The sequence below is a fragment of the Streptomyces sp. NPDC102441 genome (assembly GCF_044765585.1).
In the GTDB taxonomy this organism is placed as follows: domain Bacteria; phylum Actinomycetota; class Actinomycetes; order Streptomycetales; family Streptomycetaceae; genus Streptomyces.
Genome location: NZ_JBIWKH010000019.1, coordinates 57,597 through 82,379 on the forward strand (window position 1 = coordinate 57,597; position 24,783 = coordinate 82,379).

The 24,783-nt window shown below is 72.1% G+C and carries 17 protein-coding genes and 1 tRNA gene; 12 read left to right on the top strand and 6 right to left on the bottom strand.

All coding sequences use genetic code 11. The features are described 5' to 3' along the window. The first annotated feature begins 123 nt into the window (after positions 1-123). The 7 genes from ACIREO_RS33815 (at position 124) to ACIREO_RS33845 (ending at position 11,685) form a co-directional block, all read left to right on the top strand. A complete protein-coding gene (locus ACIREO_RS33815; RefSeq protein ID WP_404117261.1) occupies positions 124-1,629 on the top strand; it encodes a methyltransferase in 1,506 nt (501 codons plus the stop codon). 339 nt (positions 1,630-1,968) lie between these two features. Continuing rightward, a complete protein-coding gene (locus ACIREO_RS33820) occupies positions 1,969-2,166 on the top strand; it encodes a hypothetical protein (RefSeq protein ID WP_404117264.1) in 198 nt (65 codons plus the stop codon). Between the two features lie 280 nt (positions 2,167-2,446). Beyond that, positions 2,447-5,317, top strand: a complete 2,871-nt coding sequence (topA, locus tag ACIREO_RS33825; protein WP_404117266.1) for a type I DNA topoisomerase — start codon at positions 2,447-2,449, stop codon at positions 5,315-5,317. 157 nt (positions 5,318-5,474) lie between these two features. Next, a complete protein-coding gene (gene tmk / locus ACIREO_RS33830; protein WP_404117269.1) occupies positions 5,475-8,552 on the top strand; it encodes a dTMP kinase in 3,078 nt (1,025 codons plus the stop codon). A gap of 118 nt (positions 8,553-8,670) precedes the next feature. After that, complete coding sequence (locus tag ACIREO_RS33835; RefSeq protein ID WP_404117272.1) at positions 8,671-9,876, top strand: DNA polymerase III subunit delta'; 1,206 nt, start codon at positions 8,671-8,673, stop codon at positions 9,874-9,876. Between the two features lie 107 nt (positions 9,877-9,983). Continuing rightward, entirely contained in the window at positions 9,984-11,513 is a 1,530-nt protein-coding gene (locus ACIREO_RS33840; protein ID WP_404117275.1) for an alpha/beta hydrolase, read from the top strand. A 98-nt stretch (positions 11,514-11,611) separates the two neighbouring features. Next, positions 11,612-11,685: transfer RNA gene (locus ACIREO_RS33845), tRNA-Thr, on the top strand. 149 nt (positions 11,686-11,834) lie between these two features. On the opposite strand, the gene ACIREO_RS33850 is transcribed toward ACIREO_RS33845, so the two are convergent. Together ACIREO_RS33850 and ACIREO_RS33855 are read right to left on the bottom strand one after the other, a co-directional pair. After that, complete coding sequence (locus ACIREO_RS33850) at positions 11,835-13,040, bottom strand: beta-1,3-glucanase family protein (RefSeq protein ID WP_404117277.1); 1,206 nt, start codon at positions 13,038-13,040, stop codon at positions 11,835-11,837. Positions 13,041-13,092: 52 nt separating this feature from the next. Next, on the bottom strand, positions 13,093-14,367 hold the full coding sequence (locus ACIREO_RS33855) for a family 16 glycosylhydrolase (RefSeq protein ID WP_404117280.1): 1,275 nt from the start codon (positions 14,365-14,367) through the stop codon (positions 13,093-13,095). A 407-nt stretch (positions 14,368-14,774) separates the two neighbouring features. On the opposite strand from ACIREO_RS33855, the gene ACIREO_RS33860 reads away from it, so the two are divergent. Together ACIREO_RS33860 and ACIREO_RS33865 are read left to right on the top strand one after the other, a co-directional pair. Then, on the top strand, positions 14,775-15,635 hold the full coding sequence (locus ACIREO_RS33860; protein ID WP_404117282.1) for a sulfurtransferase: 861 nt from the start codon (positions 14,775-14,777) through the stop codon (positions 15,633-15,635). Positions 15,636-15,772: 137 nt separating this feature from the next. After that, complete coding sequence (locus tag ACIREO_RS33865; protein ID WP_404117285.1) at positions 15,773-16,126, top strand: hypothetical protein; 354 nt, start codon at positions 15,773-15,775, stop codon at positions 16,124-16,126. Positions 16,127-16,136: 10 nt separating this feature from the next. Here ACIREO_RS33865 and ACIREO_RS33870 read toward each other — a convergent pair whose 3' ends face one another. Together ACIREO_RS33870 and ACIREO_RS33875 are read right to left on the bottom strand one after the other, a co-directional pair. Next, on the bottom strand, positions 16,137-18,617 hold the full coding sequence (locus tag ACIREO_RS33870) for an ABC transporter permease (protein ID WP_404117288.1): 2,481 nt from the start codon (positions 18,615-18,617) through the stop codon (positions 16,137-16,139). Next, positions 18,611-19,351 carry an ABC transporter ATP-binding protein gene (locus tag ACIREO_RS33875; protein ID WP_404117291.1) on the bottom strand — a complete coding sequence of 247 codons (741 nt, stop codon included), beginning with the start codon at positions 19,349-19,351 and terminating at the stop codon, positions 18,611-18,613. The genes ACIREO_RS33870 and ACIREO_RS33875 overlap by 7 nt, the downstream gene beginning before the upstream one ends. A 135-nt stretch (positions 19,352-19,486) precedes the next feature. Here ACIREO_RS33875 and ACIREO_RS33880 point away from each other — a divergent pair, with 135 nt between their 5' ends. Both ACIREO_RS33880 and ACIREO_RS33885 read left to right on the top strand, forming a co-directional pair. After that, on the top strand, positions 19,487-20,776 hold the full coding sequence (locus ACIREO_RS33880; protein WP_404117293.1) for a sensor histidine kinase: 1,290 nt from the start codon (positions 19,487-19,489) through the stop codon (positions 20,774-20,776). A 7-nt stretch (positions 20,777-20,783) separates the two neighbouring features. Beyond that, on the top strand, positions 20,784-21,428 hold the full coding sequence (locus tag ACIREO_RS33885) for a LuxR C-terminal-related transcriptional regulator (RefSeq protein WP_404117296.1): 645 nt from the start codon (positions 20,784-20,786) through the stop codon (positions 21,426-21,428). A 30-nt stretch (positions 21,429-21,458) separates the two neighbouring features. On the opposite strand, the gene ACIREO_RS33890 is transcribed toward ACIREO_RS33885, so the two are convergent. Beyond that, positions 21,459-22,139: a phosphotransferase gene (locus ACIREO_RS33890; RefSeq protein ID WP_404117298.1), complete on the bottom strand. Its 681-nt coding sequence runs from the start codon at positions 22,137-22,139 to the stop codon at positions 21,459-21,461. Positions 22,140-22,176: 37 nt separating this feature from the next. Then, positions 22,177-23,226, bottom strand: coding sequence for a DUF2804 domain-containing protein (locus ACIREO_RS33895; RefSeq protein ID WP_404117300.1), 1,050 nt, complete (start codon positions 23,224-23,226; stop codon positions 22,177-22,179). A gap of 185 nt (positions 23,227-23,411) precedes the next feature. On the opposite strand from ACIREO_RS33895, the gene ACIREO_RS33900 reads away from it, so the two are divergent. Beyond that, positions 23,412-24,782, top strand: a complete 1,371-nt coding sequence (locus ACIREO_RS33900) for an alpha-lytic protease prodomain-containing protein (RefSeq protein WP_404117302.1) — start codon at positions 23,412-23,414, stop codon at positions 24,780-24,782. The last annotated feature ends 1 nt before the right edge of the window (position 24,783 follow it).

Sequence of the window (24,783 nt, forward strand, 5' to 3'; positions counted from 1 at the left end):
AGGGCGACAGCGAGCTGCCGTGACGGCGCGAAGCCCTGTGGAGGAGGCCTCCTCGCAGCGGCCTGGCCGCCCAGTGGGCGCCGGGCCGCTGCCGTTGTCGGCGGGAGCGGACACAATGGTCGGGTGAGTACGCCCAGCCTTCCCGCATCCGACCGCGCCCCCCGGCTCCGCGAAGCCCTGATCGCCGCCGCCTTCACCGCCGACGGCCTCCTCGAACGTCTCGGCGCGCCCGCGTACGCCGCGCTCGCCCGTAGCGAGACCGTCCCGGCGCTCCGGGCCACCCGCGGGGATTCGCCGCTCGACACGCTGGTGCGGTTGTTCCTTCTGCAGCGCCCTGTTCCTGCCCCCGCCGCCGCCGCGGCCCTCCCGCTGGAGGAGTGCGTGGAGGACGGCTGGGCGGTCCAGGAGGGCGACATGGTCAGGGCGACCGTCGACGTACGGCCTTACGGCGGGCCCGAAGGCCAGGACTGGTTCATCGTGTCCGACCTGGGATGCGCGGTCGGCGGGGCCGGCGGCATCGGCTCGCACGAGGAAGGCGTCGTCCTGGGCGTCGGCGGGGCCTCCACCACGCTCGCCGGGATCACCGTACGAAGGCCCGTGGACTCCGCCCTCGATGTCGGCACGGGCTCCGGAATCCAGGCCCTGCACGCCGCTCAGCACGCCACCACGGTCACGGCCACGGACGTCAACCCGCGCGCGCTGGAATTCACCCGTCTCACCCTTGCCCTGTCCGGAGCCGGCCCTGCCGATCTGCGGGAGGGCTCCCTCTTCGAGCCGGTCGGTTCGCAGACGTACGACCTGATCGTGTCCAACCCGCCCTTCGTCATCTCGCCCGGTGCCCGGCTGACGTACCGCGACGGCGGCATGGGCGGCGACGACCTGTGCCGGACCCTCGTTCAACAGGCCGGGGACCGGCTCAACGAAGGCGGATACGCGCAGTTCCTCGCCAACTGGCAGCACGTGGAGGGCGAGGAGTGGCAGGACCGGGTGCGCTCCTGGGTGCCCGCCGGCTGTGACGCCTGGATCGTGCAGCGGGAGGTGCAGGACATCACGCAGTACGCCGAGTTGTGGCTGCGCGACAGCGGCGACCACCGCACCGACCCCGCCCTGTACACCGAGCGGTACGAGGCCTGGCTGGACGAGTTCGAAGCGCGCAGCACCAAGGCCCTCGGCTTCGGCTGGATCACGCTCCGGAAGTCCGCCGCGGCCGCCGCCGGGAATCCCTCGCTCGTGGCCGAGGAGTGGCCGCACGCCGTGGAACAGCCCCTCGGAACCGCCGTCGAGGCCCATTTCGCGCGGCAGGACTATCTGCGGGAACACGACGACGCGGCGCTGCTCGCCGCGCACTTCACCCTTGCCGAGGAGGTCGTGCAGGAGCAGGTCGGGCTGCCGGGCGCGGAGGACCCCGAGCACGTGGTGCTGCGTCAGCACCGCGGCATGCTCCGGGCGACCAAGGTCGACGCCGTCGCGGCCGGTTTCGCGGGCGTGTGTGACGGCTCGCTGCCCGCGGGCCGGATTCTGGACGCCATCGCCCAGCTGATGGCCGAGGACCCGGTGCTGCTGCGCGACCGCACTCCGCAGGCGATCCGGCTGCTGGTGGAGGAAGGTTTCCTGGACCCCGTGCGGTGACACCGCGCCGTGCCACCGGCCTCCCCGGTGCTCCGTCGCGGCTCCGTTCCGTACACCCGAGCCGCACTCTCCGAGCTTCAACAGCCGTCTGACCAGTGCCTCCATGTCTGCTCGCGTGCCGGGCCGGGGCTCCACGCGGGTTCCGCTCACGGCCGTTCGCCGGGCGGCCGCGCGGTGTTCGTCCGGCGTTCGTGACGAAGCCTCCCCGGCGTGGCAGCCTCCCCTCTGCCGAGCCGCCCGAGCCGCCCGAGCAGCATGGCGGTAAGGGCCACGACAAGCGTGGCGGCGTACGAGCGCCACGGCGTCGGCCGGGGTGGCGAGTGTGAGAGGGGTACGGACATGGAGAGTGTGACCGCGGGCTTCGCCGGTGCGGCCTTCGCGCTGTTCGGTGCCGCCCTCCTCGTCTGGACCGGGGCGCGCACCATCCAGCGCGCGCCGGTCGCGCTCGGTGTGAGCCCCGTCGCCTCCACCGCTCTCGCCACCCTCTTCGGCGTACTCTTCCTCGTCCTCGGCGTGTGGTGCTTCGCTCGCGTCTGATCCCCTTCTCCTGCGGGGACGGCGGTGGTCGTCCAGCCGTCCCGCAGGTCCCCCCGCAGGACCTCGAAAACGCGCAGGCGACAGCAGCGCGAGGAGCGGACCAGGCGGTCCGGGCGGCAGGAATGGCGGAAGTCGGGTTACCGTTCGAGTGGCCGTTGCGGGCTTTTGCCGTTTGACACGGGGGCGGGTTGTACCGTCACACTCCGCAGCGACAGCACCGCAGGCAGCGCCAGAGCGCTGCCCGGATGCCCACGAGTGCCGACCGGAGAGAAGAGCGAAGTTGTCCCCGACCAGCGAGACCGCAGGCCGCCGACTCGTCATTGTCGAGTCGCCTGCCAAGGCGAAGACGATCAAGGGCTACCTCGGCCCCGGATACGTCGTCGAGGCGAGCGTCGGGCACATCCGCGACCTGCCGAACGGCGCCGCCGAGGTGCCGGACGAGTACACCGGTGAGGTGCGCCGCCTCGGCGTGGACGTCGAGAACGACTTCCAGCCGATCTATGTCGTCAACGCAGACAAGAAAGCCCAGGTCAGGAAGCTCAAGCAGCTCCTCGCCGAATCAGACGAACTCTTCCTCGCCACCGACGAGGACCGCGAGGGCGAAGCCATCGCGTGGCACCTGCAGGAAGTTCTCAAGCCCAAGGTCCCGGTCCACCGGATGGTCTTCCACGAGATCACCAAGGACGCGATCCGGGCCGCCGTCGCCAACCCGCGCGAGCTCAACCAGCGCATGGTCGACGCCCAGGAGACCCGCCGTATCCTCGACCGCCTCTACGGCTACGAGGTCTCGCCGGTCCTGTGGAAGAAGGTCATGCCGCGGCTCTCCGCGGGCCGTGTCCAGTCCGTCGCCACCCGCCTCGTCGTCGAGCGGGAGCGCGAGCGCATCGCCTTCCGCTCCGCCGAGTACTGGGACCTGACCGGCACCTTCGCCACCGGCCGCACCGGTGACGTCTCCGACCCCTCGACGCTCACCGCCCGCCTCAGCGCGGTCGACGGGCGCCGCATCGCCCAGGGCCGCGATTTCGGCTCCGACGGGCAGCTGAAGCAGGGGTCCGCGCAGACACTGCACCTGGACGAGGCGAACGCCCGCGCCCTGGCCGCCGCCCTCGCCGACTCCTCGTTCGCGGTGCGTTCGGTCGAGTCGAAGCCGTACCGCCGCTCGCCGTACGCACCCTTCCGTACGACGACCCTCCAGCAGGAGGCGAGCCGGAAGCTGGGCTTCGGGGCGAAGGCCACGATGCAGGTGGCGCAGAAGCTGTACGAGAACGGCTTCATCACCTATATGCGTACGGACTCCACGACCCTCTCGGACACCGCGATCTCCGCGGCCCGGGCGCAGGTCACGCAGCTGTACGGGGCGAACTACCTGCCCGACAAGCCCCGGACGTACGCCGGGAAGGTCAAGAACGCGCAGGAGGCGCACGAGGCGATCCGGCCCTCGGGCGACCGATTCCGCACCCCGGCGGAGACGGGCCTCACCGGCGACCAGTTCCGGCTCTACGAGCTGATCTGGAAGCGGACCGTCGCCTCCCAGATGAAGGACGCCGTCGGTAACTCCGTCACCGTCAAGATCGGTGGCCGGGCGAGCGACGGCCGGGACGCCGAGTTCTCCGCGTCCGGCAAGACGATCACCTTCCACGGCTTCATGAAGGCGTACGTCGAAGGCGCGGACGACCCGAACGCCGAGCTGGACGACCGTGAGCGCAGGCTGCCGCAGGTCGCCGAGGGCGACGCGCTGACCGCCGACGAGGTCACGGTCGACGGCCACGCCACCAAGCCGCCGGCCCGTTACACCGAGGCCTCGCTGGTCAAGGAGCTCGAAGAGCGCGAGATCGGCCGCCCGTCGACGTACGCCTCGATCATCGGGACCATTCTCGACCGTGGCTACGTGTTCAAGAAGGGCACGGCCCTGGTGCCGTCGTTCCTCTCGTTCGCCGTGGTCAACCTGCTGGAGAAGCACTTCGGCCGGCTCGTCGACTACGACTTCACCGCCCGCATGGAGGACGACCTCGACCGCATCGCGCGCGGCGAGGCCCAGTCCGTGCCGTGGCTGCGGCACTTCTACTTCGGCACCGGCGACGGCACGACCGGTGCGGGCGCCGCCTCCTCCGCGGGCAACGGCGACGGGGACCACCTCGGTGGTCTGAAGGAGCTCGTGACCGACCTGGGCGCGATCGACGCCCGCGAGATCTCCTCGTTCCCCGTCGGCAACGACATCAAGCTCCGCGTCGGCCGCTACGGCCCGTACATCGAGCGTGGCGAGAAGGACGCCGAGGGCCACCAGCGCGCGGACGTGCCGGAGGACCTGGCGCCGGACGAGCTGTCCGTCGAGTACGCGGAGGAGCTGCTGGCCAAGCCGAGCGGCGACTTCGAGCTCGGCGCCGACCCGGTCAGCGGCAACCAGATCATCGCGAAGGACGGACGCTACGGCCCGTACGTCACCGAGGTGCTGCCCGAGGGCACCCCGAAGACGGGCAAGAACGCGGTGAAGCCGCGGACCGCGTCACTCTTCAAGTCCATGTCGCTCGATACGGTGACGCTGGCCGACGCGCTCAAGCTGATGTCCCTGCCGAGGGTCGTGGGCGAGGACGCGGAGGGCGTCGAGATCACCGCGCAGAACGGCCGTTACGGTCCGTACCTCAAGAAGGGCACGGACTCTCGTTCCCTGACGTCCGAGGACCAGCTCTTCGACATCACCCTCGAAGAGGCGCTGGCGATCTACGCCCAGCCGAAGCAGCGCGGGCGGGCTGCCGCCAAGCCGCCGCTGAAGGAGCTGGGCACGGACCCGGTGAGCGGTGCCCCGGTGGTGGTGAAGGACGGCCGCTTCGGTGCGTACGTCACCGACGGCGAGACGAACGCGACGCTGCGGACCGATGACAGCGTCGAGGACATCACGCCGGAGCGCGGTTACGAGCTGCTCGCCGAGAAGCGGGCCAAGGGGCCGGCGAAGAAGAAGACGGCGAAGAAGGCCCCGGCCAAGAAGGCGACCGCGAAGAAGGCCACGACCGCGAAGAAGACGACGACGGCCAAGAAGGCCACCGCCGCCAAGACGACGGCCGCGAAGAAGACGACCGCCGCCGAGAAGGCGCCGGCGAAGAAGGCGACCGCCGTTGCGAAGAAGACCGCTTCGGCCTCGTCCGAGGAGAGCTGACCGCCGGCCGCAAGGCCGCGAACGCCGTGCGTGAACGACGGAAGGGCCGGGGTGACCTGGCCCTTCCGTCGTTCGTGCGAGGACGGCCGGCGTTTCCGTTGGGCATATGTTCGGACGCGGCCCCCGGGCACCGCACCGCTCCCGATAGGCTGGGCGGATGACGCGAGCCGAGCAGCCACCGGTCGTGAGCCCCACCTCCGACACACTTGCCGCAGACTCACGCGAGCGCGCCGTACGAGCCCTGTTGCGTGTTCCCCCGCTCAGGCGGTTGTGGAGCGCCCAGCTCGTCGGCAGTATCGGCGATTCACTCGCCCTTCTTGTGCTTGTGCTGTTGTCGCTGCAGGCGGCGGTCCTCGAGGGCTCCTTCGGGGCCGGATACCGCGGGGCGGCCTTTGCCGTCGCCGCCGTGTTCGGTGCCCGGATTCTTTCCACCGTGCTCTTCGGAGCCGTACTACTGGGACCTCTGACGGCGCTCACGGCGCCCGGGGGTCCGATCGACCGGCGCTGGCTGATGATCGGGGCGGACGCACTGCGGCTCGCCCTGCTGGTCGTCGCGCCCCTGTGGATCGACTGGATGCCGGACAAGGCACTCATGATGATCCTGATCACCGTCTTCGTGGCAGGCGTCGGCGAACGGCTGTGGGCAGTGGCCAAGGAGAGCGCGGCTCCCGCGCTGCTTCCCGCCCCGCCCCTGGAGGGCGCCGCCGTGCGCCCGCTGCCGGACCACCTCGACGCCCTCCGCAGGCTCTCCCTCCGGACGAACTTCCTGTCGGTCCCCGTGGCCGCGGCCGTGCTGGTGGTCGCCGCGCTGATCGGTGAGCTCCTCGGCACCGGCTTCGACTGGTTCTCCTTCCACCAGGCCGCTCTCGGGTCCTACATCGCGGCGGGACTCTTCTCCGCCTCCGTCTCGACCCTGTACTTCCTCGAGATCCCGGCCACGCAGACACCCCGGCCTCGCTCGCCCCTGGAGGGCCTGCGCAGGCCCTCCACCGGAACGGGGTCCGACAAGGGCCGCACCGGCAGCATCCCGCTGGTCGTCGCCGCGTGCTCCGCCGTCGCCGGGGCCGTGGCCGCCGCGGCGGGCGTCTCCGTGCTGCATGCCGCCGATCTCGGTGGCGGGCCCGCCACCTTCGCCCTGCTGATCCTGGCCCTGGCCGGGGGCACCGCGCTCGGTATCCGTACCGCGCGGAAGGTGCTGCCCGCCCTGTCGCGGCGCCGGCTGCTGGCCCTGGCGGTCGCCGTCACGGGCGTGGCGCTCCTCGCGCTCGGCCTGGTGCCCGACACCGCCACCGGGCTGCTGATCGCACTGCTCGCCGGTTACGCGGCGGGGGTCGCCGCCCACATCGGGCATGCGGTCATCGACCAGGAGACGGAGGCCTTCCGGCAGTCCAGGTCCACCGAGCACCTCCAGGCCGTCGTCCGGGTGCTGGTCGCGCTCGGCGCGGTGGGCGGCCCGCTGCTCGCCGCCGCCATCGGACGGCACCGTCTGGGGTCCGGCGACTTCGTCTTCGCACATGGCGGCGCGGCCTTCACACTGATGCTCATCGGTGCTCTTCTGCTGCCCGTCGCGGTGATCGTCCTCGCCAGAACCGACGACCGTGCCGGTGTGCCTCTCCGCCGTGACCTGCGTGAGGCACTGCGCGGCGGCGACCCCGCCGTCGCGCCCGCGGCGAACGGTTTCTTCCTCGCCCTGGAGGGCGGTGACGGAGCCGGCAAGTCCACCCAGGTCGACGCGCTCGCCGAGTGGATCCGCGCCAAGGGCCACGAGGTCGTCGTGACCCGGGAGCCTGGGGCCACCCCGGTCGGCAAGCGACTGCGGTCGATCCTGCTGGACGTCTCGTCGGCCGGTCTGTCGAACCGGACCGAGGCACTGCTGTACGCCGCCGACCGGGCCGAGCACGTCGACTCGGTCGTCCGTCCGGCGCTGGAGCGCGGCGCGATCGTCATCTCCGACCGCTACATCGACTCGTCCGTGGCCTACCAGGGCGCGGGCCGCGACCTCGCCCCGACCGAGATCGCCCGGATCTCGCGCTGGGCGACCAGCGGGCTCGTCCCGCATCTGACGGTCCTTCTGGACGTCGACCCGGAGACGGCACGGGAACGCTTCACCGAGGCGCCCGACCGGCTGGAGTCCGAGCCGGCCGAATTCCACACCCGGGTGCGGTCCGGGTTCCTCACCCTCGCGGCGGCCGACCCGGCCCGCTACCTGGTGGTGGACGCCGGGCAGGAACCGGAGGCGATCACCACCGTCGTACGCCACCGGCTCGACCGGCTGCTGCCGCTTTCCGAGGCCGAGATCAGGGCCCAGGAAGAGGCACGCAAGGCGGCCGAGGAAGAGGTCCGGCGCAAGGCCGAGGAAGAGGCCGCCCGCAAGGCCGAGGAGGAGCGGCTGGAGGCTGAGCGGCAGGCTCAGCTCGCCAAGCTCCGCGCCGAGGAGGAGGAGCGCAGGCGCCGCGAGGAGGAAGAGGCGCGGCAGCGCGAAGCCGAACGGCAGGCGGAGGAGGCCCGGCAGCGTGCCGAGGAGGCCCGACGCCGTGCGGAGAAGGAGCGGGCCCGTCTCGAGGCCGAGGAGCGGGTGCGCGAGGCCGAGCAGGAGCGGCTGCGCCTGCAGGCCCAGGAGGAGGCGCGGCTCCGCAAGGAGGCGGAGGAACTGCGCCTGGAGAAGCAGCGCAAGGCCGAGGAGTCGCTGGTGAGGGCCGAGGAGGCTCGCCGCCGCGCCGAGGCGGAGGCGGCTGCCCGGGCCGAGGAGGAGGCGGCAGCCACTGCCGCACAGCGTTCCCAGGAGTCCGGCTCCGGGACGTCCGGGCAGTCCGGGCCGTCCGTGCCGGACAACGAGCTCACCGTCCCGACTCCGGTCGTGAACCCGAACGAGATCACGCAGCCCGTGCCGGTCGCCCGGCCGGACCGCCCGGCCCCCGAGGCGGACGAGACGACCGTCCTTCCGCCCGTGCGGGACGCGGACGAGACGGCTGTGCTGCCGCCCGTACGGGACGAGCGCCGGGCCTCCCGCCCCGAGAACGAGAACGAGCGCACGCGGGAGCTGCCCCAGGTCAGCGACGACCCGCAGGCAGGGCGGGCGGCTCAGGACGCTTCCGACCGCCGGAAGCGGCCGCGTCCCGACTGGGCCGAGGAGACGCCGCTCGACGATCTGCCGTCCCTGGCCGACGAACTGCTCGGCGGTCAGGACGACGACAAGGGCGGCACCGGACGGGGCGGGCGCCGGCCGCGCCGCTGACAGGCGGACGCCGGGTGTGGGTACGGAACGCCGGGATTGTCAGACCCTTCCCGCACAATAGGGAAGCGCTGGGATTCCGGCGTTCCAGCACCACACCACCTCCGGAAGGGCGGTGACCATGACCGTATGGGACGACCTGGTCGGACAGGACCGGGTGCAGGAGCAGCTCGGTGCCGCCGCCCGGGATGCCGATGTGCTGGTCACCGCCATCTCCGCGCGCGAGCCGGTGCCCCCGGGCTCGAAGATGACACATGCCTGGCTGTTCACGGGCCCGCCCGGCTCGGGCCGGTCCACCGCCGCCCGTGCCTTCGCCGCCGCACTCCAGTGCACCAGCCCCGACCGCGCGCTGGGCGGGGCTCCCGGCTGCGGCTTCTGCGACGGCTGCCACACGGCGCTGATCGGAACCCACGCCGATGTGCAGGTGATCCGGACGGACCTGCTCTCGATCGGTGTGAAGGAGACCCGTGAGCTCGTCCGCCGCGCCCAGCTGTCCCCCGCCGTGGGCCGCTGGCAGGTCATCGTCATGGAGGACGCCGACCGTCTCACCGAGGGCGCGGGCAACGTCCTGCTGAAGGCGGTGGAGGAGCCCGCGCCCCGCACGGTGTGGCTGCTCTGTGCCCCCTCCCTCGAGGACGTGCTGCCCACGATCCGCTCCCGCTGCCGTCATCTCACGCTGCGTACGCCTCCGGTGGACGCCGTGGCCGACGTGCTGATCAGGCGGGACGGCATCGACCCGGAGCGTGCCGCGTCGGCAGCCCGGGCGACCCAGGGACACATCGGCCGGGCGCGCCGTCTGGCCACGGACGAGCGTGCGCGTGCCCGTCGTGCCGCCGTGCTCAAGCTCCCGCTGCGTGTCCACGACGTCGGCGGCTGCCTCAAGGCGGCCCAGGAGCTGATCGACACGGCGACGGACGACGCCAAGCAGGTCGCCGAGGAGGTCGACGTCAAGGAGACGGACGACATGAAGGCGGCGCTCGGCGGCGTGGCGGGGGGCCGGATGCCGCGTGGGACGGCAGGTGCGATGAAGGAGCTGGAGGACAGGCAGAAGCGCCGCCGGACGCGTACACAGCGAGACAGCCTGGACCTCGCGCTCAGCGAACTCACCGGCTTCTACCGCGATGTGCTGGCACTCCAGCTCGGCTCCCGGATCGCCCTCGCCAACACCGACGTCCGGGATGCCCTGGACCGGATCGCCGAGGCGTCCACCCCCGAGCGGACCCTGCGCCGGATAGAGGCCGTGATCGCCTGCCGCCGTGCCCTCGACCGTAACGTCGCGCCCCTGCTCGCCGTGGAGGCGATGGCGGTGGCGCTCCGGGCGGGCTGACGTCCGGCGTCCCCGGACGACGCTCCTGATGCGGCATGCGGCCGGGTGAATTCACCCGTATGAGCAGGGAATCGGTCGAGTCGTCACACGGCGGCTACGCTCCGGGGATGGACACCAGGCGCCTGCTCCGTATCTTCGCCACTGCGCTCGGCACTGCCGGCCTTCTCGTCTCCGGCTGCAGCAGCGGAGGTTCGGCGCCGAGCGCGTCCGCGACGGGTTCGGCCGCAGCCGAGGAACTCGAGCCGTACTACGGGCAGAAGCTGAGCTGGCGGGACTGCGGTGTGGAGGGCTTCCAGTGCACCACGATGAAAGCCCCGCTGGACTACGCCAAGCCCGACGGCGGTGACGTGAAGCTGGCCGTCTCCCGTAAGAAGGCCACCGGACCGGGCAAACGGATCGGCTCGCTCCTGGTGAACCCCGGTGGCCCCGGCGGCTCGGCCATCGGCTATCTCCAGGGTTACGCGGCCATCGGCTACCCGGCCCCGGTCCGCGCCCGGTACGACATGGTGGCCATCGATCCGCGCGGCGTGGCCCGTAGCGAACCCGTCAAGTGCCTCACCGGCAAGGAGATGGACGCCTACACGCAGGTGGACCAGACCCCGGACGACAAGGGCGAGATCGCCGAGCTGGACAAGTCCTTCAAGAAGTTCGCCGACGGCTGTGAGAAGCGGTCAGGCAAGATCCTTCCGCATGTGTCCACGGTGGAGACGGCGCGCGACATGGACATGCTGCGCTCCCTGCTCGGCGACGAGAAGCTGCATTACGTCGGCGCCTCGTACGGCACGTTCCTCGGCGCGACCTACGCCGACCTGTACCCCGACCGGGTGGGGCGCCTCGTCCTGGACGGGGCGATGGACCCCTCGCTCCCCGCGATCGACATCAACCGTGATCAGACCGCGGGCTTCGAGGCGGCGTTCCAGTCGTTCGCCGCGGACTGTGTGAAGCAGACCGACTGCCCGCTCGGCACCACGTCGACCGCCGGTGCGGCGACCGCCCTGAAGAAGCTCTTCGGCGATCTGGACTCCGAGCCCGCGCCGACGGGCGAGCCCCGGAAGCTGACCGAGTCCCTGGCGACGACGGGCGTGATCGCCGCGATGTACGACGAGGCCGCCTGGCCCCAGCTCCGCGAGGCCGTCGCCGCGGCGCAGCGCGGTGACGGCTCCGGCCTCCTCGCCCTGGCCGACAGCTATTACGAGCGCGAGCCGAGCGGTAAGTACGCCAATCTGATGTTCGCCAACGCCGCCGTGAACTGCCTCGACCTGGCCCCCGCCTTCGACGGCCCCGCAGCGGTGGAGAAGGCGGTCCCGGAGTTCGAGAAGGCCTCCCCGGTCTTCGGCAGGGGCTTCGCCTGGGCCGCGCTGAACTGCGGCTCCTGGCCCGTGGACCCCACCGGCACCGCGCACCGCACCGAGGCGGAGGGCGCCGCCCCGATCGTCGTGGTGGGCACCACCCGCGACCCTGCCACCCCCTACAAGTGGGCCGAGTCCCTCGCGGACCAGCTCTCCTCCGGCACTTTGCTCACCTACGAAGGCGACGGGCACACGGCGTACGGCCGGGGCAGTGACTGCATCGACACGGCGATCAACACCTACCTGCTGGACGGCACGCCGCCCAAGGACGGCAAGAAGTGCACCTGACCTGCGGGTACGGCGGCAGGGACGCCCGGTACGGAGCACCCCCGGAAACTGTGTAGACTTGGCGTCGCTGCTGACCGCACCATGGTGCGACAGAGTGTGCCGCCTTAGCTCAGCTGGCCAGAGCAACGCACTCGTAATGCGTAGGTCTCGGGTTCGAATCCCGAAGGCGGCTCTGTAGAAGCCTCAGGACTCACTCGCCGTGACCTGGGGCTTTTGCTCTTTCCGGACGTCCGAGAGCCCCAGGTCCCCCTGTGACCTGGGGCTCTCGCGTGCGCCGAGCCGACGCGGACTCCGGGTGGCGTCCGGTGTGCCGGCCGCCGTCTAGAACGGCGTCAGCGTCAGCCGGGCGCCCGTGGGTGCGGTGTCCTGGATGTACGAGGCGAAGTCGGCCACGTCGTCGAAGGCGAAGCCGTAGGCCTTGCCGTCCAGGGTCGCCGCGTGGATGGCCTTCGAGTAGTGGTTGGTCAGCTGCGAGGACCGGTAGAAGGCGGCCGGGTCCGTGGTGGGCTGGGCCGGGTCGCTGACCAGCGTGGAGCGGTTGAAGCCCGCGCCCAGGACCGCGGCGACGGGGCCGGTCGTGCCGTCGTTGGGGGCGGCCAGGTTCCCGTCGCAGAAGAGCACGTCGCGGGTGGTCGGCCTGCCGAACGAGACCGACGCCGGGCCGTCGAACACGAACTTGTCGCCGCGGACCCGGCCGGTGAAGGCGCCGGCGTTGGTGGTCACGGTGAGGTCCTTGCCCGTGTAGGTGCTCCACACCTCGTCGATGTACGGGGCGAAGTAGTCCTTGTCGAAGATCCCCGCGTCCAGGCCGTGGCCGGGGGCGATGATGCGCCGGTCGTCCACCACCAGGGGAGCGAACTCGGGGATCTCGCTGACAGCCGCGAAAGCCTGCGCGCGTCCGCCGTCGCGGAGGGTGCCGACGGCCTGGTCCTTGGAGCCGGTCAGGCCGATGCTCAGGGGGACACTGAACATGTCGACCATGGTGGTGTTGCAGTACATCCCCGAGGAGTTGTACGTGAACTCCGCGCAGTCGTGCAGCACGGAGTAGTTGGGGTCGGTGGTCACCCAGCCCGCGGGGTACTGGAGGGAGGCGTTGCCGTCACCGTCCGCCACGGCCTTGAACTTCAGCCTGTCGCCCAGGGCGACGTAGATCCGGCCGGACATGTAGGGCAGCGACAGCTTCGTCTCACCGCTGCCGGACAGGGCGATGGCGTAGTCGGTGAAGCCGTCCGCTCCGTTGTCCGAGAGGGAGATCGGGGCCAGTGAGCCCTCGGGCGTGACCCGTACCTGCTTGCCGTCCTGGTTTCCCACGATGTAGAGGAACACCGAGGAGTTGCCGAAGGAGCCGGAGTTGTTGACGATCGTCAGCGGGAGTGCGCCGGCGGCCTTCGTGCCGTTGTTCTCCGGATCTGCTGTGGCGAGGGCGTGCGGGGCGATCACGGCGATGGCGGGGGCGGCCACGGCGGCTCCGGCCAGAGCGGTGAGCAGCTTGCGGCGGGAGACGTCGAGCTGGTGGCGGGGGGTCATGTGGGGGTACTTCCTTCGCACGGGTAGGTGTGGGGGATGCGGGTTCCGGAGGTCAGCCGACGGTCCACTTCTGGTTGGCCGCGCCGGTGCACGTCCAGATCCGGAGCCGGGTGCCGTCGGCCGAGGAACCGTCGGTGGCGTCGAGGCACTTGTCCGCCCCGGTGTTGGTCAGGGCGCCGGCTCGGGTGTGGACCCATTTCTGTGCCCCGGTGCCGTTGCAGGTGTGGAGCTGGACGGCGGCTCCGTCCGCGGTGGAACCGCCCCGTACGTCCAGGCACTTGCCCAGCGCGCGCACGGTTCCGTCGTCGGCCGGGGTCCACTTCTGGGCGTCGGCGCCGTTGCAGTCGTGCAGCTGGATCGGGGTGCCGTCGGCGTTCGAGGCGCCGGCGACGTCGACGCACATGCCGCCGATGCCCTTGATCGGGCCGGTCTTTCCGGTGGAGCCGCCGGAGTCGTCGGAGGCCGAGACGCGTACGTAGTCGACGGTCATGGTCTGCGGGAAGGCGGTGGAACCGTCGGGGCTGCCGGGCCAGTCACCGCCGACGGCCAGGTTCAGGATGATGAAGAAGGGGTGGTCGAAGACCCACTTGCCGCCGTTCACATCGGCGGGCGTGCGCGTCTGGTAGGTCTGACCGTCCACGGACCAGACCAGGGCTTCCGGGCTCCAGTCGACCGCGAAGGTGTGGAAGTCGTCGGCGAAGGCCTTGCCGTCGGGCAGGCTGTACGAGGCGCCGATGGCGGCACCGCCGGAGTATCCGGGACCGTGGATGGTGCCGTGGACGGTGCTGGGCTCCTTGCCGACGTTCTCCATGATGTCGATCTCACCGCTGTTCGGCCATCCCGCGCTGCCGAGGTCGTCGCCGAGCATCCAGAAGGCCGGCCAGATGCCCTGGCCGCGCGGAATCTTGATCCGGGCCTCGTAGCGGCCGTAGGCCTGAGTGAAGGTCTTCGCGGTGTTCAGCCGGGCAGAGGTGTACCGACAGGTGCCGTACCAGCACTGGAGGCCGGGGTCGTTGTTCTGGCGAGCGGTGATCACGAGGTTTCCGTTGCCGTCCAGGGCCGCGTTCTGCGCACTGTCGGTGTAGTACTGCAGCTCGTTGTTGCCGTTGCCCGAACCGCCGGCCTCCAGGGTCCACTTGGAGGAGTCCGGCGCACTTCCCGCGGCGCCCTCGAACTCGTCGGCCCACGTCTGCCCGGCGGTGGGGGCGGCATCGGCCCGGGGGGCGGCCGGCCCGGTCGTGTTGATCAGGAATGCGGCGGCGAGCGCGGCGGAGAGCAGGAGAACCAGCCCGACCGGTGACCATCTGCGTGCGCGGTGAGCGGCCATGGTCTGCGTACCTTTTCTGTGGGGAAGAACAGGACACGGAGCCGGCGGTGACGCGCGGGAAAGCATCGGGAGCGCGTTCTGAGAGCGCTCTCGTCCTGCGGTGGTCGCCGCCGACGGAGCTTGATGCTACGCAGACGCCCTGGCTCGGCCAAGTGTGGTTACGACCATGAAAACCCCCTGGTCTGGGGTTACTTGGCCGAGCGCCCCCTGAAGCGCGGATAGCTTAAGGCGCCTTTATCCCGGGCTTAAGACCGAGGGCCCCCGTTGGCCTGTTCGCGGATGAGCTTCACCGGCCGCACGGGGCCGCCGCCTCCACGTACTTTTGTCACCGGGATCTGCCGCGCGTGGTGAAGCCGGCGCGCGCGGCAGGTGCGACCCGATGCCGGACGAGCAGGGGGAGAACGGACATGACCGACGACGCGGGAACGGCCGATGACGCCGGAAGCCTGCCGGGGCCGCTCGTCGGTGCCGACTGGCTCGCGACGCGGCTCGCGACCACGGGACTCGTGGTCCTCGACGCCTCCGTGGGTGTGCACCGCGAGGCGGGGCGGCGGATTCCCGGGGCCCGGCGCTTCGACATCGACGGGGAGATGTCCGACGCCGCAGGACCGCTGCCGCACACGATGCCCGGTGCCGCCCGCTTCACCGAGGAGATGCGCGCCCTGGGGGTCGACGGCACGGACACCGTCGTCGTCTACGACGCGGCCGGCGTCTACTCCAGTGCCCGCGCCTGGTGGATGCTGCGCGCCATGGGCTTCGACCGGGTCGCGGTGCTCGACGGCGGCCTGCCCGCATGGACCGCTGCCGGGCTGCCGGTGGAGGAGGTGGCGCCCGGAGGTGCCGAGCGCGCCGGTGACTTCACGGCCCGCCCCCGTGAAGGGATGCTGGTCGGCAGCGGTGCGGTGGTGGACGCCCTGGCGGACCCGGGATCGGCTGTCCTCGACGCACGCTCCCGGGAGCGCTTCGCCGGCACGGGGGCCGAGCCGCGTCCGGGGCTTCGGCGGGGCCATATGCCGGGGGCGCTGAACCTTCCGTTCGGGGACATCCAGCGCGACGGCCGGATGCTCCCGGCCGGAGAACTGCGCGGTGTACTCGGGGCGTTGCTCGGGGAGCGGGAACATCTGGTCGTCAGCTGCGGGTCGGGCGTCACCGCCTGCGTCCTCGCGCTGGGCGCCGAACTCGCCGGATACCGCGAGGTTTCCGTGTACGACGGTTCGTGGAGCGAGTGGGCCCGGCCCTCCGAACTGCCGGTCGTGACAGGCGCGTAGGGGGTTCCGCCCCGGGGCGGGCGCCGGGTGATGAGTGCCGTGCGCCGCGAGGCCTGAGTATCTGCGCGCATGCCGCGCGGGAGCCACCTACCGGAGGGTGGAGGCACGTACTCCGCAGTACTGAAAGGCAGCCGCGCATGTTTCCCGCACTCCCCGTCCCCGCCTCCACGGCGCCCGTGGCGCGCCCCCGCCCCGCCAGTACGGGCCTGGTCGTCCTGGTCGCCCTGATCTGGACCGTGCCGCTCGCCGCGCTGAGCTACCTCGGGTTCCTGGTGCTGATGGTGTCGGTGTGGAGCGCGGCCTCCGGTGAGTCCCCCATGTCGTTCCTGCTGGGAGCGGCCGGTGTGCTCGCCACGGGCGCTGCGGTCCTGACCGGCCTGTACCGCTCGCCTCCGTTGCGCCGCATGACCCCGATGGGGCGGATGGCGCTGCTCGGCGCGTTGGTGTGGCCGTTCCCGGTACTCACCCTGGCGTACGCGCTCAGCAGCTGAGCCGACCGTGTCACTCGCGGGCGCCGGCCACCTCGACCGGCCTCGTGCGCAGTGCCACGAGCGCGGGCAGTACGGCGGAGACCACGGCCACGAGGGCACACGCGGCCGGCACCGCGACGAGGGCCGTCCACGGGACGACCACCGGCGAGCTCACCGAGAGGAGTTCCAGAGCGCTCTTCACCCCCAGCAGGTTCAGTCCGGCCACCGCCCCTCCCAGGACCGCGCCCACGCCCACCACCATCAGCGCCTCGACCGCCACCAGCCGGATCACCTGTGGTTTCGTGGCCCCGGTGAGGCGGAGCACGGCCAGGTCGCGTACCCGGTCCGAGACGGCCATGACCTGGGTGTTCGCCAGGGCGATACCCGTGTACAGCAGGGCGATGCCCAGGACGATCAGCAGGCCCGCGCGGGTGTTGCCGCCGGTGCGCGGGTAGTGCGTGGCCACCCACGTGTCGTGTGTCATGACCGGGGTGCCCGTGTCCCGGCCGGCCTTCTCCAGGAGGGCGTGGACGGCTGAACGGTCCGCTCCCTCGCGGAGCTTGATGTCGATACGGTCGATGCCGGCTCCGACCGCGTTCGCCGGGGTCACGTACACGCCGTTGCTCCCGGTGCCGGTCCGCATCACGGCCGCGACGCGGAGCGACACCTCATGGCCGTCGCCCAGCCAGACGCGCACGCGCCGGCCCACCGTCCGCGTCTCCCACTCCTCGTTGACGACGATGGAGTCGTCGTCCAGGTCCGTGATCCGGCCGGCGACGAGAGGCAGGCGGGCGGTCGCCGCGAGGGCGGCCGGATCTGCCGCCCGTGCTTCCGACGTGATGAGCGCGGTGCCCTCCTCCAGGACGGTGACCCCGGTGGAGCGGGAGGCGCCGGCCACGGTCCCGGGAACGTTCCGGACGCGCTGCACGAAACGCGGGTCCAGCGGGCCGTCCCCGCCTGCCACGTAGTCGGCGCCGGAGACCGTCGCCGCCTCGGTGGCCTTGGCCTCGTTGATCGTGGCCACGGTTCCCAGCAGTGAGCCCGCCAGGGCGACGGTGATCAGGACAGGTGCGGCGACGGCGGCGGTGCGGCGGACGGCGGTGGACGCGTTCTGCCGGGCCAGCAGGCCTGTGGCGCCCGGCAGCCGGGCGGGCAGCCAGGTGAGCAGGCGCGTCAGCGGGCGCACGACGAGCGGCGAGAGCAGCGCGCAGCCGACGATGATCCACATGGGCTGAAGGATGAACGTCTTCCGCTTGAGTACGTCCCCGGGGTCGGTCAGCAGGGACCATCCCAGCATCCCGAGACCGGTCAGCAGGACGGCCGCGCCCAGCAGCAGCCGGGCCGGCGGCATCCTCCCGGCGTCCACGGCCGCGTCGCGGAGTGCCTCCACGGGGCGGATCCGGCCCGCGCGGTGGGAGGAGACGACGGCCCCGGCGAGCGCCACGCCCAGGCCGGTCCAGAAGGCGGTGTGCAGTGGCCACGTCGCGTCGCCGATCGCGAACCAGGCCGGTGCGAGGCCCCCGTCGACCAGCCGGGCTGCCAGCAGGGGGGCGGCTGCCCGGCCCAGCAGGCAGCCGGCGGCCGATGCCAGGGCGCCGGTCACGAGTGCCTCCACGACGACCGTGCGCCGCACCTGGCCGGGCGTGGCACCCGCCGTGCGCAGCAGCCCGAACTCCCTTCTGCGCTGGGCCACCGCGAAGGAGAACGTGGAGGCGACCACGAAGACCGAGACGAAACCGGTGATGCCGGCCGCTGTGCCGAGCAGCGCGTTCACAGCGGTCAGGGCCTCGCTGTCGCGGTCCGGATCGGGGTCGGCCAGACGCCGGTCGTCGCCGGTGAGGACGCTCATGCCGGGGAACGTCCCGGTCAGCCGCCGTACGGCGGCCGCGTCGGCGTGCACGGCCACCGCGTCGACGGCGGGGTGGATGCGGGCGGCTTCGGGGTCACTGAAGAACACCGCTGTCTCGAAGCCCGCGTCCGCCACCGTGCCGACGACCGTCCGCGTATCCGTTCCGGCCGCCGTGCCGGGGATGGCCATCCGGACCCGGTCGCCGGTCCGGAGGCCCGCACCCGCGCCCACGCCCGCCGTCACGACGACCTCGCCGGCCTCGGCCGGGGCACGGCCGGAGGTGATGCGGTACGGGGCGGCGCCCGCGACGGACCACGGATGTCCCACGGCCTCCTCGCCGGCCAGTCGGACGGGGAAGGCACGGTCCTGCGCCGCCGGCCCCAGCGCGGAGAGCCCGTCGGCCAGGGGCTGCGGCACAGGACGGGGGCCGGTGAGCCGGGCCGTACGCTCCCCGACGGGTGTCGCGACCCGGAGGGTGTCCGACGGCGCCACCACGACCGGCGCCCCCGCGAAGCGTTCCGGGCCGCGCTCCGGACCGTCGAAGGTGGCCGCCAGCGCCAGGCCGGTCATGGCGATCAGCCCGACGCCCAGGGCGAGCGCGACGAAGGAGCCGACGAAGGTGACCCAGCGGGTCCGCATCGAGCGCAGTGCGGAGCTCAGCACGGGACCACCGCCAGGGCGGTCATGCGCGCGGCGATCTCTCCGGCGGCCGGAGAGTGCAGCTCGTCCCGTATCGATCCGTCGGCCAGGAACACCACACGGTCCGCGTAGGAGGCGGCCACCGGGTCGTGCGTCACCATGATCACCGTCTGGCCGCCGTCGGCCATCGACCGCAGCAGTTCCAGGACCTCCTGGCCTGTGCGGGAGTCGAGCGCCCCGGTCGGCTCGTCACCGAACAGGACCTCGGGACGTGTCACCAACGCCCGCGCCAGGGCGACGCGTTGCTGCTGCCCGCCGGAGAGCTCCGAGGGCCGGTGGCGGGCCCGGGAGCCCAGGCCGACCCACTCCAGCACCTCGCGTACCTCCGCGCGCCGGGGTCTGCGGCCCGCGAGCCGGAGCGGGAGCGCCACATTCTGCTCGGCGGTGAGGGCCGGCAGCAGATTGAAGGCCTGGAAGACGAATCCGATCCGCTCGCGGCGCAGCAGCGTGAGCTTCCGCTCGCTCAGCCCGGTCATCTCCGTGTCCCCGAGGAGCACCCGGCCGGACGAGGGGCGGTCGAGGCCTGCCGTGCACTGGAGCAGCGTCGACTTCCCCGAACCGGACGGTCCCATGATCGCGGTGAAGGAGCCCCGGGGGATGGTGAGGCTGACTCCGTCCAGCGCGGTGACCGCGTCGGCGGCCTTCCCGAAGGACCGGGTGACGGTGTCGAGCCGTACGGCTGCGGTTCGTTGATTCATGGGGTCAACCCAACCGGCGGCGCCCGCCGTCCACATCGCAGCGAAGAGGAGTCCTGAGGGTGGAGCCAGCTCCACCCCGGGCCCCCCCGCCCACTGGGTGGTGGTGACCGGTCCGTGCTGTCTACGGTGCGGGTCATGAGCTCACTCACCCTCCGGCAGACCCTCGTACGGCGCCGCTACCTCCTCGGCGCCTGGCCGTGGCGCGCGGCACTGTACCTGCTGAGCAGCGTCCCGGCGGGCCTTGTCCTCCTCCTGTCCGTGCTGCTGCTGGCCGTGGTGGGTGGCGCTCTGACCCTCGTGCTCATCGGCCTGCCGCTCCTGCTGGTGCTCGCCCTCATCGGCATCCCGGTGGGGGCGGCCGAGCGGCGCAGGCTCCGGCTGATCGACGCGGTGCCCCTCGGTGATCCGCACCGTGCGCCGGCGCGCGCCGGGCTGTGGGCATGGCTGCGCACGCGGCTCCGGGAGCGGGCAACCTGGCGGGAGTTCGGCTACGCGCTGCTGTTCGCCGGGGTGCTCTGGCCTCTGGAAGGCCTGCTCGTCGGGGGCGTACTGGCCCTCTGCGGGGGGCTGCTGGCGACACCGGTCGTCATGGCGGCGGTCACCGGCGGCGAGGAGGTGCGGGTGCTGAAGCTCTATCTGGCCGACTCGTATGCGCAGGCCTTCGCCCTGGCCCTGCTCGGGCTGGTGCTGCTGCCGCTGCTGGCCTATCCGCTCGGGTGGGCGGCGGTGGCGCGCGCGGCGCTGACACGGGCGCTGCTGTCCGCGGGGTCCGACGGACTCGATGCCCGTATCGAGGAGTTGGGCCGCTCCCGGATGCGGCTGGTGGACGCCTTCGAGGCGGAGCGGCGCCGGATCGAGCGCGATCTGCACGACGGGGCGCAGCAGCGGCTCGTCGCCCTCTCGATGACGCTCGGGCTGGCCCGGCTGGAGAGCCCGGCCGAGCCGCTGGGCGGATTGCTGGCCAAGGCGCACGAGGAGGCGGGGGAGGCACTGGTGGAGATCAGGGAACTCATCCGGGGCATCCACCCCCAGGTCCTCACCGACCGGGGGCTGGCCGCGGCGGTCGAGGACGTCGCCGACCGGTCGGCCGTACCCGTCGACGTGGACCTCGACATACCCGAGCGGCTGCCGCAGCCGGTGGAGACCGCCGTGTACTTCGCGCTCTGCGAGGCGCTGGCCAATGTGGCCAGGCACAGCGGTGCGAGCCGGGCGTGGGTGACGGGCCGGGACGACGGGGACCGGCTGACCGTCGAGGTGCGGGACGACGGGGCGGGTGGCGCGGCGACCGCCGGGGGGACCGGGCTCCAGGGGGTCGCCGACAGGCTCTCCGTGCTGGACGGACGGCTGCTACTGTCCAGCCCGGCCGGGGGGCCGACCGTGCTCCGGCTCGACGTCCCCCGGGTCCCCGCTCACCTGGTCGAATGAGGGTTGGATGCTGCGCATCGTGCTGGCCGAGGACAGTGTGCTCCTGAGGGAGGGCCTCGTCGGCCTGCTGGAGAGGTTCGGCCACCAGGTGGTCGCCGGCGTCGGCACCGCCGGTGAACTCACCGCCGCCGTCGCCGAGTACGGCCCGGACATCGTGGTGACGGACGTACGGATGCCTCCCGGCTTCTCCGACGAGGGACTCCGCGCAGCCGTGGCCCTTCGGGAGACCGGGCCACGCCTGCCCGTCCTGGTCCTCAGCCAGTACGTCCAGCGGGCCTACGCCGAGGAGTTGCTCGACTCCGGCGACGGCGAGGGGGTGGGCTACCTGCTCAAGGAACGTGTCGGGAAGGTGGAGGAGTTCGTCGACGCGCTCCAGCGGGTCGCCGAGGGCGGCACGGTCGTCGACCCGGAAGTGGTGCGTCAGCTCCTGCGGCACCGCCGCGACCCGTTGTCGCGACTGACGGCGCGCGAGCGGGAGGTGCTGGCCCTGATGGCGGAGGGCCGGTCGAACGCCTCGGTGGCCGAGGCGCTGACGGTCAGCGAGGGCACGGTCAGCAAGCACTTCGGTTCGATCCTCACCAAGCTGGACCTCTCCCTCACCGAAGCGACGAACCGCCGGGTCCTCGCGGTGCTGGCCTACCTGCGGAAGTGATCCGCTCCCGGACGCGGGCGCCCGGGGCTGTCAGCCCGCCAGCTCGGCGACCAGCTCCGCCGCCTCGTCCAGTACCGCGGCCTCGTGCGCGGTGAGCTGGGGGTCCGCCGCACGCAGGGCGGTGGCGCGGGTGAGGGCGTCGGCGGGCACGCCGCCGTCGTCCGCGAACCCGCAGAGCAGGGCGGCCAGCAGGTCCCGCAGCCGGGAGCCGGCGGGGAAAGCCGGGTCGAGGGCCACCTGGGCCAGGATCAGTGAGGTCATGGCCCGGTCCAGCGCGGGCGGCCCCTCGCCCGCTGTCAGCCAGTCGATCACCACGGGCCCCTCGGGAGCCAGGATCACGTTCTCGGGGTGCAGGTCCAGGTGCAGGATCCGGTCCTCGGGGTCCTGGGAGAGCCGCGGAGGGATGGCGTGCAGCTCCCGCAGGAGCCGCGCCAGGAGCTGCGCGCCCTCGCTCTCGGTCACCGTGCCGGCCAGCAGCGCCTCGGCCAGAGTCGGGCCGGTCAGCCGCTGCATCACCAGGCCCGCGGGGAGCGCCTCCTCGGCCGGCGGACCGATGCGCGGGACCGGGTAGCCCGAGGCCGAGAGGTACGACATCACGGCCAGCTCACCGGTGGCGTCGATGCCGTCGCGGTACCGGCGCAGGACCCAGGGGCCGTCGAGTGCGTACACGTCGGCGGTGCGTCCCGAGCCCAGGAGTGGGCCTATATGCATGAGGGGAAACCTACCCGCGCCGCCGCGCCCGGGGGAGTCACCAGCGCATGTGAACATCCTCGGCCCAGCCCAGCAGCTGCTCCACGGCGATCTCCTCGCCGTCGTCGGTACGGATCAGGCCGTCGTAGTGACCGAAGCACTGGTCGGTGCGGTTGGCGATCAGACCGACGTCCGTGTGCACGGCCCGGTTGTGGAACGGGGTGAACCTCAGATCCACCTGGCCGGACGAGGGCGTACGGAGGGTCCAGGGGGCCAGCGGGTCGGAGGCGGACCAGCGCCAGTCCAGCTCCTCGCCGATCTTGGTGAGCCGGCCGTCCACGCAGAGGCCGTTCTCGGTGGAGCCGGTGCCCTCCGTCCAGCGTCCGCCGAACTGGAGGCCGACCGTGTGCCCGTCCGTACGGCCGGACGCGGTGCCCCAGTTCCAGTCGACCGTACGCGGCCAGCGCCCCCGGCCGTGGTCCAGGACGGCCCAGGTGTCCTCCCCACCGAACCTCAGGAGATCGTTGCCGATCCGCACCCGGCCGGAGGCGGGGAGCGCGGTGTGCTTGGAGGTGTACTGGAAACGCTGCTCGCTCCACGGCACGACCACGGAGAGCGACTCATGTCCTTCGGGCCGCGACACCAGGAGGCCGACTTCGAGCGGCAGGCGCTCCGGGGTCAGGCAGCGGGCCCGGAGCCGCGTGCCCGCGTTCTCGTCACGGATCTCGATGCGCACCTTGCTCCCGGTCGGCCGGGCGGGGCCGACGACCACGTCCTCGGATCCCGGCGCCCCGGCGATGGTGTCGGGGAGGCGGACGCCCCGGCCGGCGGGGACGACCGAGGAGCACTCGAACTCGCGGCCCCCGGGGCCGAACTCCAGGACGTAGACGGTGTTCAGCGCCAGGAAGTCGAGGTCGCTCACCGTCAGGGTCACCAGATGGGTGGGTGTGGTCACGCACCAGTACTCCCACCGCTTCGTCCGGCCCCAGCCCCGCAGATTGGCCCGGTGCAGCGGCTTCCTGGACCAGCCGACCGCCGCCGGATTCAGGCCGCCGTCCGGCAGACAGAGGTCGACGGGCTCGGTGATCTCGTGCTCGTGCGTCGCCATGGCCGGAGCCTATAGCGGTGCGGAGCCCCGCTCGGGTACGGCTCGGGGCGCGCCCCATAACGCGGTGTTAGGGGGCGGAAGGGATCTCCTGTGCCGGGCGTGCGCACCGCTACGTTTTCGGCAGTTCGCCACCCCGGGCTCCGCTCCCCCGGAGCCCGACGCCCCCCGAAACCAAGGAGAGTGACGTGGAGACAACCGTGTTCCGCAGACGCGTGTTCGCCTCAGGAGCCGCCGCCGTGGCGGTGGGTGCGCTCGCCCTCGCCGGCCTGACCGGTGTCGCCTCGGCCGACCAGGCGGGCAGCGCCGTTCCTGCCGCCGCCGACCGGCTCTCGCCGGGACTGATCAAGGCCATGAGCCGTGACCTCGGCCTCGACGCCGACGAGGCCAGGGCCCGAATAGCTGACGAGTACCGGGCGGCGGCAGTCGCGGCGGCGCTGGAGAAGTCCCTCGGCGCCGACTTCGCCGGAGCCCGGATCGGCGACGATCCGGCCGTCCTCACCGTCGCCACCACCGACCGCGCCGACGTCGGCCGGATCAGGGCCGCCGGAGCCCGCGCGGAGGTCGTCGGCCACAGCCTGGACCGACTCGAAGCGGCCAAGGCGGCGCTGGACGCGGTGGCCCTGAAGAACGCACCGGAGGGCGTGCCCTCCTGGTACGTCGACATCCGGACGAACCGCCTGGTCGTCAACACGGCCCGTACGGCGGCCGCGGACGGCTTCCTCGCCGAGGCGGGGGTCCCCCGCGATCTCGTGCGGGTCGACCGCTCCGCCGAACAGCCCCGCGCCTACGCGGATCTGCGGGGCGGCGACGCGTACTACATGAACGGCACAGGCCGCTGTTCCATCGGCTTCCCCGTCAGACGCGGCACCCAGAACGGCTTCGTCACCGCAGGGCACTGCGGGACGCCGGGCGTCACCACCACCGGGGCCGACCAGCAGGCGCAGGGCTCCTTCCAGGGCTCCACCTTCCCCGGCCGTGACTACGCCTGGGTCGCCACCAACGCCAACTGGACGCCCCGCGCCCTGGTGAACGGATACGGGAACGGCGATGTGACCGTCACCGGATCCACCCAGGCCGTGGTCGGCTCCTCGGTCTGCCGCTCCGGTTCCACGACGGGCTGGCACTGCGGCACGATCCAGCAGCACGGCAGCAGCGTCACCTACCCCGAGGGCACCATCTCCGGCGTGACCCGCACCAGCGTCTGCGCCGAACCCGGTGACTCCGGAGGCTCGTTCATCTCGGGCAGCCAGGCCCAGGGCGTCACCTCCGGCGGCTCCGGGAACTGCTCCCAGGGCGGTACGACGTACTACCAGCCGGTCAACCCGGCGCTGGCCGCCTACGGACTGACCCTCGTCACCAGTGGTACGCCGACCGACCCGCCCACCGACCCGACCGATCCGCCGACCGACCCGGGCGGCACCTGGGCCGCGGGATCGACGTACGCCGCCGGTGCGGTGGTGACGTACGGCGGCACGAGCTACCGCTGCCTCCAGGGCCACCGGGCGCAGGCCGGCTGGCAGCCGCCGAACGTGCCCGCGCTCTGGCAGCGGATCTGAC